A 6,435-nucleotide genomic window follows, 5' to 3' on the forward strand; every position below is an offset into this window, starting at 1 on the left:
TCCGCCGGGTCTCGAGCCGGGCATACGACCCGCGGCCCGCAAGTTGCGGCTCCGCCGGCCTACCCGCGTTGACCCCGCCGGGCGCGGGCCGCACCATGGCCGTCCAACAGGAGGATGCCCCATGGCTGACGGTGGCGGGTGCGGGTGGCGCGGCGTCCTTGCTGTCGTCGCCGTGCTGATAGCCGCGAGCTCCGCCGTGGCGCAGACAACGCCGCAGGAGCGGGCGCGCGAGGCGGCGGCGATGATCACGGCGGCGGGGTTCCGCATACAGGGGAACCAGATCCTCAACGGCTGTGGCCGGTCCGCCCAACCCCGGCCGGCAGCTGTGGACATGAACGGCGACGGACGGCCCGAAGCGGTGGTGAGCGACGCCGATCCCGGCTGCTACGGCCCCGGCGGCCAGCAGTTCTGGGTGATCCAGAAGCAGGGCCCCGCGAGATGGGCGCTGGTCGGCGCCGGAGTGGGTCGCATCAAGCTGCTGGAGACCCGCACCAACGGCTGGCGGGACTACAGCCTCGAAGGACCCGGCTGCCAGCGGACGTGGACCTTCCAGCCGGGCCAAGGATACGTATCGCTGAAGCCATGCCCGTCCGACCTCGCCGCCGATGGTCGCCTGTCGACGGGCGCTGGACCGCCAAGAGCCGCCAAGCCCGCGCCCGGCAATCCGGCCGACCGCGAGGCAGCTTTCCGCGCGGCGGGCTTCCCCGCCGTCCGGGGCAAACACCTTGCCTGCGACAAGAGCCAAGAGGCCACGATCGATATCCGCGACCTGAACGGCGACGGGCGGCCCGACGCGGTGGTCAGCGACTTCGGGACCGAATGCTACGGCTCCACCGAGCAGGGCTTCGTGATCGTCACCAAGGAGGCGAACGGAACGTGGCGGAAGTTCTTCGGGAACCAGGGCGTCCCGACATTCCTCACCACGCGCGGCGCGGGCGGCTGGCCCGATATCGAGAATGGCGGGCCGGGCTTCTGCCATCCCATCCAGCGCTGGAACGGCGCCGACTACGTCAATATCCGCTGGAAGGCCGAACAGCCGGGAGCCTGCGCCGGCCGGCGCTAGGCCCGATTGCATTCGCCGGGCCTCGGGCGCAGGGTTGCGGTGGGACGATGGCCCGCGTGGCCCGGAGACCCACGCCGCCTGCGGGCCGACCTTCCGACCCCTCCCGACGCGGACCCCTGGCTGGCTAGAGTCCCGCTCCGGCGGCAGGCGTCGGGGCGCCCGCCTTCAGGAGACAAGCATGAGCGTCTACCGGGTCACCGAAGTCATCGGCACCAGCGCCACGAGCTGGGAGGACGCCGCCCAGCAGGCCGTCTCGGCCGCAGCGCGCAGCCTGCGCGACCTCAGGGTCGCCGAGGTCGTGGAGCAGGACCTGACCATTGGCGAAAACGGCGCGATCGAGAGCTATCGCACCAAGCTGCGCCTCAGCTTCAAGTACGAGGTGATGGCCGGCGCGCCGGAGTGGGAAGGCCAGACCGCCCGCGAGGCGCAGCCTGCCTGAGACCTACTGCACGCGCTCGACCGTGAAGCCGCGGGCCGCCATCAGGGCCGGGAGGCCGTCGTCGCCGGCCATGTGCAAGGCGCCGACGTTGACCAACTGCGTGCCGCCGCCGGCCATCTCCGCGGCCAGCCGGTCTGCCCAGGCGAGGTTGCGGCGGCGCAGCAGGGCGTCGTAGAGCGCCGGATTGTCGGCCTCCAGGGCCGAGGAGCCCAGGCGCGAGAGGTCGCCGGCGAGCCAGGCGCGTTCCAGAGTGACCGGCCCGGGCGGCAAGGTGATCCTGCGCCTGGCGCGTTCCCGCACGACCTTGCTGAGGTAGCGGATCTCGGCGGCCTGGGGCAGGCTGGCGTACATGCGGGCCTGGTCCTCCAGGGTCTCGAAGGCGCGGATGGTCTTGCCGCCGGCACGGGCGGCGCGGGTTGCCGCCATGTCGGCGCCGGCCTCGACGGTGGCGCCGCGGCCCAGGCTTGGGCGCACCGACAGCATCAGCGCCGCCGCCCACGGCCGCAGGTGCTCGATCCGCGCGAGATCGGTCTGCCGCGCCAGGGCCTGCACATCGGCAGGCGGCAGCTTGCGGCTCAGCGGGACGTCCGGGTCGGAGCCGTAGCGCCGGAACAGCAGCCGCACGGTCTCCGGATCGCCGCGGGTCAGGTCGGCCTCGAACCAGACGGCGCCGGCCTCCTCCAGCACCCGGTCATATAGCGGCGTGCGCCACTGCGCCTTGGGGCTGAGCACGTGCAAGGTGCCGAAGAGGTAGATCCGGCTGTCGGCGTCGGAGACCCGCCACAGGGCGGGGGCCGCCGCGGCGTCGCCGCCCCCAAACAGGGACGGGCCGCCGAGCCACCCCACGAGGATCGCGCCCGCCGCTGCGGCGAGCCTGCGCATCCAACCCACGTCGCCCTCACGACGCGGCTCCCCCTCAATTCCCTCCAGAGAAAGAAGGAGCGGCCGCTACTCCCAGACTTGGAAATGCTTGGATAGCTTTAGACCCTGGCGCTGGTAATGCGACCCGAGGTCGCCGTAGAGCCGGGTCGGCCTTTCCGTCAGCGGCTCGTAGACGAGGCGGGCGACCGTCTGGCCGTCCTCGAGGATGAAGGGCGTCTCGTGGCTCCTGACCTCCAGCACGCCCTTGGAGCCCTTGCCGTGCGCCTCGTCGGTGCCGAAGCCGGGGTCGAAGAAGCCGGCGTAGTGCACCCGGAACTCGCCCACCGACGGGTCGATCGGGGTCATCTCGGCGGCTTCCATGACCGGGATCTCCACCGCGCCCTTGGACGCCAGGATGTAGAACTCGCCGGGATCCAGCAGCAGCTGGCCGTTGCGCGGGATCAGCGGCTCCCAGAAGTCGCGCGGGTCGTGGCCGTCCTCGTGGTCCAGGTCGACGACGCCGGCGTGGCGGCGGCCGCGGAAGCCGGCGATGTCGCCCGTGAGGTCGACGCCGACGCTCTCGATGCGCAGCTGCGGCGGTTTGCCGGCCTTCAGCCGCAGCTGGTTCAGCCGCGTGCCTGAGCGCACCAGGACCGAAAAGGTCTGCGGCGCGATCTCCATGTAGATCGGCCCGGTGTAGCCGTCGTCGACATCGTCGAAGGCGTGTCCGAAGTCGGAGAGCAGGCGGACGAAGACGTCGACCCGGCCGGTCGAGCTCTTGGGGTTGGCGCGGGCGGACACGCCTTTCGGCAGGGCCAGCCGCTCCTGCAGCTCGGCGATGTAGACGCAGCCCCGCTCCAGCACCGCGCCGCGGCTCAGGTCGAGCTCGTGCATCGCCACCTCGGCGATCCGCTGGCGGACCGTGCCGTGCCGGGGCAGGAAAGAGGCGCGCACCCGCCAGCAGCGGCCGGCCAGCCGCAGGTCGAGGCTGGCCGGCTGGACCTGGTCGGCCTCGAACGGGTTCGCCGCGGCGATCGCGCCCTCACGAATGAGGGCCTCGATGGACTGGCAGGGCAGGATGCCCGGGGCGGCGGGTTCGCTCATGGGCGACGGAGACTTAGCCGAGAAAACCGGCGTGGCAAGGGGGCCGCTTCGCGGCAGGCGGACCTTGACGGGGTCCGCTGCGGCGTCCATCCCGCAGGCCGTTTCTGATGGAGGCCGGCATGGCGGAGGATCCGCGCGATTGGGAGGTCGAGACGCAGGCCGTGCGTGGCGGCCTGGCGCGCACGCCGTACGGCGAGATCTCCGAGGCGCTGTTCCTCAACCAGAGCTTCGCCTACGAGAGCGCGCAGGCCGCCGACGACCGGTTCGCCGGCACGTCGCCGGGGTTCATCTACCAGCGCTTCGGCAACCCCACGACGCAGATGTTCGAGGACCGCCTGGCGCTCCTGGAAGGCGCCGAGCAGTGCAAGTCGACGGCGTCGGGCATGGCCGCGATCCAGCTGTCGCTGATGGGCCTGCTGCGGGCCGGCGACCACCTCGTGGCGGGGCGCGCGCTGTTCGGGTCGTGCCGCTGGATCATCTCGGAATGGCTGCCGCGGTTCGGGGTGGAGACCACCTACGTGGACGCCACCGACATCGACGCCTGGACGAATGCGGTGCGGCCGAACACCAAGGTGTTCCTGGTGGAGAGCCCGGCCAATCCGCTGCTGGAGGTCACCGCCATCGGCGCGGTGGCCCAGATCGCGCACGCGGCCGGCGCCAAGCTGATCGTCGACAACGTGTTCGCCACGCCGATCTTCCAGAAGCCCCTGGTGCTGGGCGCCGACATCGTCGTCTATTCGGCCACCAAGCACATCGACGGCCAGGGCCGGGTGCTGGGCGGCGCGATCCTCGGCCCCGACGAACTGATGACCAGCGCGTACAAGGACATGCACCGCCATACCGGCCCGGCCCTGTCGCCGTTCAACGCCTGGGTGCTGCTGAAAGGGCTGGAGACGCTGGAGCTGCGGGTGCGCCGGCAGACCGAGAACTGCGGCAAGGTGGCGAACGCCATCGCCGCACACTCGAAGGTCAAGCGCACCATCTATCCCGGCCGCCCCGATCATCCGCAGGCCGCGATCATCGCCAACCAGATGACCGGCGGCGGCAATGTGGTGGCGTTCGACCTTGGCGACCGCGCAGCGGCCTGGAAGTTCCTGGACAGCCTGCAGATCGTCGACATCTCCAACAACCTGGGTGACGCCAAGTCGATGGCCACGCACCCATCGACCACCACGCACCGCTCGATGCCGGAGGCCGAGCGCGTCGCCATCGGGCTGACTGAAGGCTGGGTGCGGATGAGCGTGGGGCTGGAGGGCCCGAACGACCTGGTCCGCGACGTCTCCCGGGCGCTCGACGCGACGTGAGGCGCGCCCTGCTCCTCGCGGCGTTCCTGGCCGGTCCGGCATGCGCGCAGGAAGCGCCGGCCGAGCCGCCGCCGCCGGCCAGCACCTCGGCCAAGGACGTCGCGGCCTGGATGGCCGCGCACATCGAGGCGCCGGACTGGCGGGTGCTGGCGATCAATCCGCACGGGGTGCTGCTGGCCTCGCCCGGCGGTGTGCGGCTGCGGCCGGACGGGATGGCCGAGGCGGACCTGCGCCACGAGATGTTTGCGCCCGTGGCGGTCGGCGGCGGCCAGATGCGCTCGGACCTCGAGAAGTGGCTGGTGGATTGCAAGACGCGCCGCCATGCCTTGATGCGGATCAGCGTCTACCGCGGGAACAGCCTGCGCGACGAGTTCGCGTCGCGGGGAACCGAGACGCCCCAGTGGCTGGAGACCCACCCCGGCGACGAGGCGGCCCAGGCGGTGGACGCGATCTGCGAGGCGGTGGCGGGGAAGACGCCGCCGAAGGGTTCCGCGAAGCCTGCCAACCACCCGTAGCCTCTCGCTCGTCATGGCCCGGCTTGTCCGGGCCACCCATGATCACCGTGATGCGCCGTGACCCGCAGCGGCGCCGCTGCGACCTTCCTGCGCCGACCGCGATCATGGGTCACCCGGACGAGCCGGGTGATGACGATCGTGTGGGGTTCAGGCCGCGAGGGTGTCCGGCGCGATGGCGTAGACCTTCGAGCAGTATTCGCAGGTGACGTGGATATTGCCGTCAGGCTCGACCATGTCGGCGCGCTCGTTGGCGTCGAAGGACTTCAGCACGGTCTCGATGCGCGCAAGGTTGCAGCGGCAGAAGGCGTGCAGCGTCTTGGGATTGAAGACCCGTACGCCATCCTCGTGGAAGAGGCGGAACAGGAGCTGGTTGGACGACAGCTCCAGGTCGACCAGCTCGTCCTCGCCGGTGGTCTCGAACAGCATCTGGGTGCGCCGCCAGGCCTCCTCGGTGGAGCCGCGGGCGTCGTCCTCGGCGATGTGCTGGATCAGGAGGCCGCCGGCCCGCCAGCCCGTGTCCGAGCGGCCGACCGCCAGGCGCAGGCGGGTGGGCGTCTGTTCGGACTGGGCGAAGTACTGCTCGGCGCACAGCGCCAGGGTCTCGCCCTGGATGTCGGTGATCCCCTGGTAGCGGTCCATCTCGGAGCCCTGGTCGATGGTCATCATGAAGACGCCCTCGCCCAGCAGCGACTTGGCCCCCGGGCGCACGAAGCCCTTGGACGCCTCGGCCACCTTGTCGGCGTCGAAGCGGCAGAAGCCGCGCAGGCCGCCTGAGGTGTCGTAGTCGGCCACCAGATAGGCGACCGGGCCGCCGCCACGGGCCTCGACCACGAGGCGGCCGTCGAACTTCAGGTTGGAGCCCACCAGGGCCGCGGTGGCGCAGGCCTCGCCCAGGAGGTTGGCCACCGCCTCGGGATAGTCGTGGGCGCTGAGGATCGCATCGATCGCGGGCCCGAGGCGCGCCACGCGGCCGCGCACGGTTTCGCCTTCGATCTGGAAGGCGCCGACGACGTCGTCGGGAATCTCGGTGTCTGACATGGCGGCAATATAGGGCCTGGGCGGCCGGTTGCGAGGGACCGTTCGTCCCGACGGCTTCACCAGCCGGAGCCGCCGGGGTAGCGGGCGTAGGGGTTGATTTCCCAGGGCGGG

Annotated in this window: 7 protein-coding genes; 4 read left to right on the forward strand and 3 right to left on the reverse strand. The window is 71.2% G+C overall.

The annotated features are described in order from the left end of the window. The first annotated feature begins 121 nt into the window (after positions 1 to 121). Positions 122 to 1,063 (forward strand): hypothetical protein, encoded by a 942-nt coding sequence (locus QZV94_RS07465; protein WP_293677179.1) that lies wholly within the window; start codon positions 122 to 124, stop codon positions 1,061 to 1,063. A 178-nt stretch (positions 1,064 to 1,241) separates the two neighbouring features. Further along, positions 1,242 to 1,502: a dodecin family protein gene (locus QZV94_RS07470; protein WP_293677180.1), complete on the forward strand. Its 261-nt coding sequence runs from the start codon at positions 1,242 to 1,244 to the stop codon at positions 1,500 to 1,502. A gap of 3 nt (positions 1,503 to 1,505) precedes the next feature. Here the strand turns inward: QZV94_RS07470 and QZV94_RS07475 are convergent, their stop codons facing one another. Next, entirely contained in the window at positions 1,506 to 2,384 is an 879-nt protein-coding gene (locus tag QZV94_RS07475) for a TraB/GumN family protein (protein WP_293677181.1), read from the reverse strand. 66 nt (positions 2,385 to 2,450) lie between these two features. After that, complete coding sequence (locus QZV94_RS07480; RefSeq protein ID WP_293677182.1) at positions 2,451 to 3,467, reverse strand: 2'-deoxycytidine 5'-triphosphate deaminase; 1,017 nt, start codon at positions 3,465 to 3,467, stop codon at positions 2,451 to 2,453. 119 nt (positions 3,468 to 3,586) lie between these two features. Between QZV94_RS07480 and metZ the strand changes: the two genes are divergently transcribed. Together metZ and QZV94_RS07490 are read left to right on the forward strand one after the other, a co-directional pair. Then, the gene (gene metZ / locus QZV94_RS07485) at positions 3,587 to 4,771 is read left to right on the forward strand and encodes an O-succinylhomoserine sulfhydrylase (RefSeq protein ID WP_293677183.1); all 1,185 of its coding nucleotides are present in this window, start codon (positions 3,587 to 3,589) and stop codon (positions 4,769 to 4,771) included. Next, positions 4,768 to 5,286: a surface-adhesin E family protein gene (locus QZV94_RS07490; protein ID WP_293677184.1), complete on the forward strand. Its 519-nt coding sequence runs from the start codon at positions 4,768 to 4,770 to the stop codon at positions 5,284 to 5,286. The genes metZ and QZV94_RS07490 overlap by 4 nt, the downstream gene beginning before the upstream one ends. A 147-nt stretch (positions 5,287 to 5,433) precedes the next feature. Here the strand turns inward: QZV94_RS07490 and QZV94_RS07495 are convergent, their stop codons facing one another. Continuing rightward, the gene (locus QZV94_RS07495) at positions 5,434 to 6,324 is read right to left on the reverse strand and encodes an Hsp33 family molecular chaperone (protein ID WP_293677185.1); all 891 of its coding nucleotides are present in this window, start codon (positions 6,322 to 6,324) and stop codon (positions 5,434 to 5,436) included. Between the last annotated feature and the right edge of the window lie 111 nt (positions 6,325 to 6,435).

The sequence above is a fragment of the uncultured Phenylobacterium sp. genome (assembly GCF_902826855.1).
Taxonomy (GTDB): domain Bacteria; phylum Pseudomonadota; class Alphaproteobacteria; order Caulobacterales; family Caulobacteraceae; genus Phenylobacterium.

Excerpts from the sequence above, each read along its gene's own strand:
- QZV94_RS07465 (WP_293677179.1), top strand. The coding sequence starts at position 122 with ATGGCTGACGGTGGCGGGTGCGGGTGGCGCGGCGTCCTTGCTGTCGTC.
- QZV94_RS07470 (WP_293677180.1), top strand. The coding sequence starts at position 1,242 with ATGAGCGTCTACCGGGTCACCGAAGTCATCGGCACCAGCGCCACGAGC.
- QZV94_RS07475 (WP_293677181.1), bottom strand. The coding sequence starts at position 2,384 with ATGCGCAGGCTCGCCGCAGCGGCGGGCGCGATCCTCGTGGGGTGGCTC.
- QZV94_RS07480 (WP_293677182.1), bottom strand. The coding sequence starts at position 3,467 with ATGAGCGAACCCGCCGCCCCGGGCATCCTGCCCTGCCAGTCCATCGAG.
- metZ (WP_293677183.1), top strand. The coding sequence starts at position 3,587 with ATGGCGGAGGATCCGCGCGATTGGGAGGTCGAGACGCAGGCCGTGCGT.
- QZV94_RS07495 (WP_293677185.1), bottom strand. The coding sequence starts at position 6,324 with ATGTCAGACACCGAGATTCCCGACGACGTCGTCGGCGCCTTCCAGATC.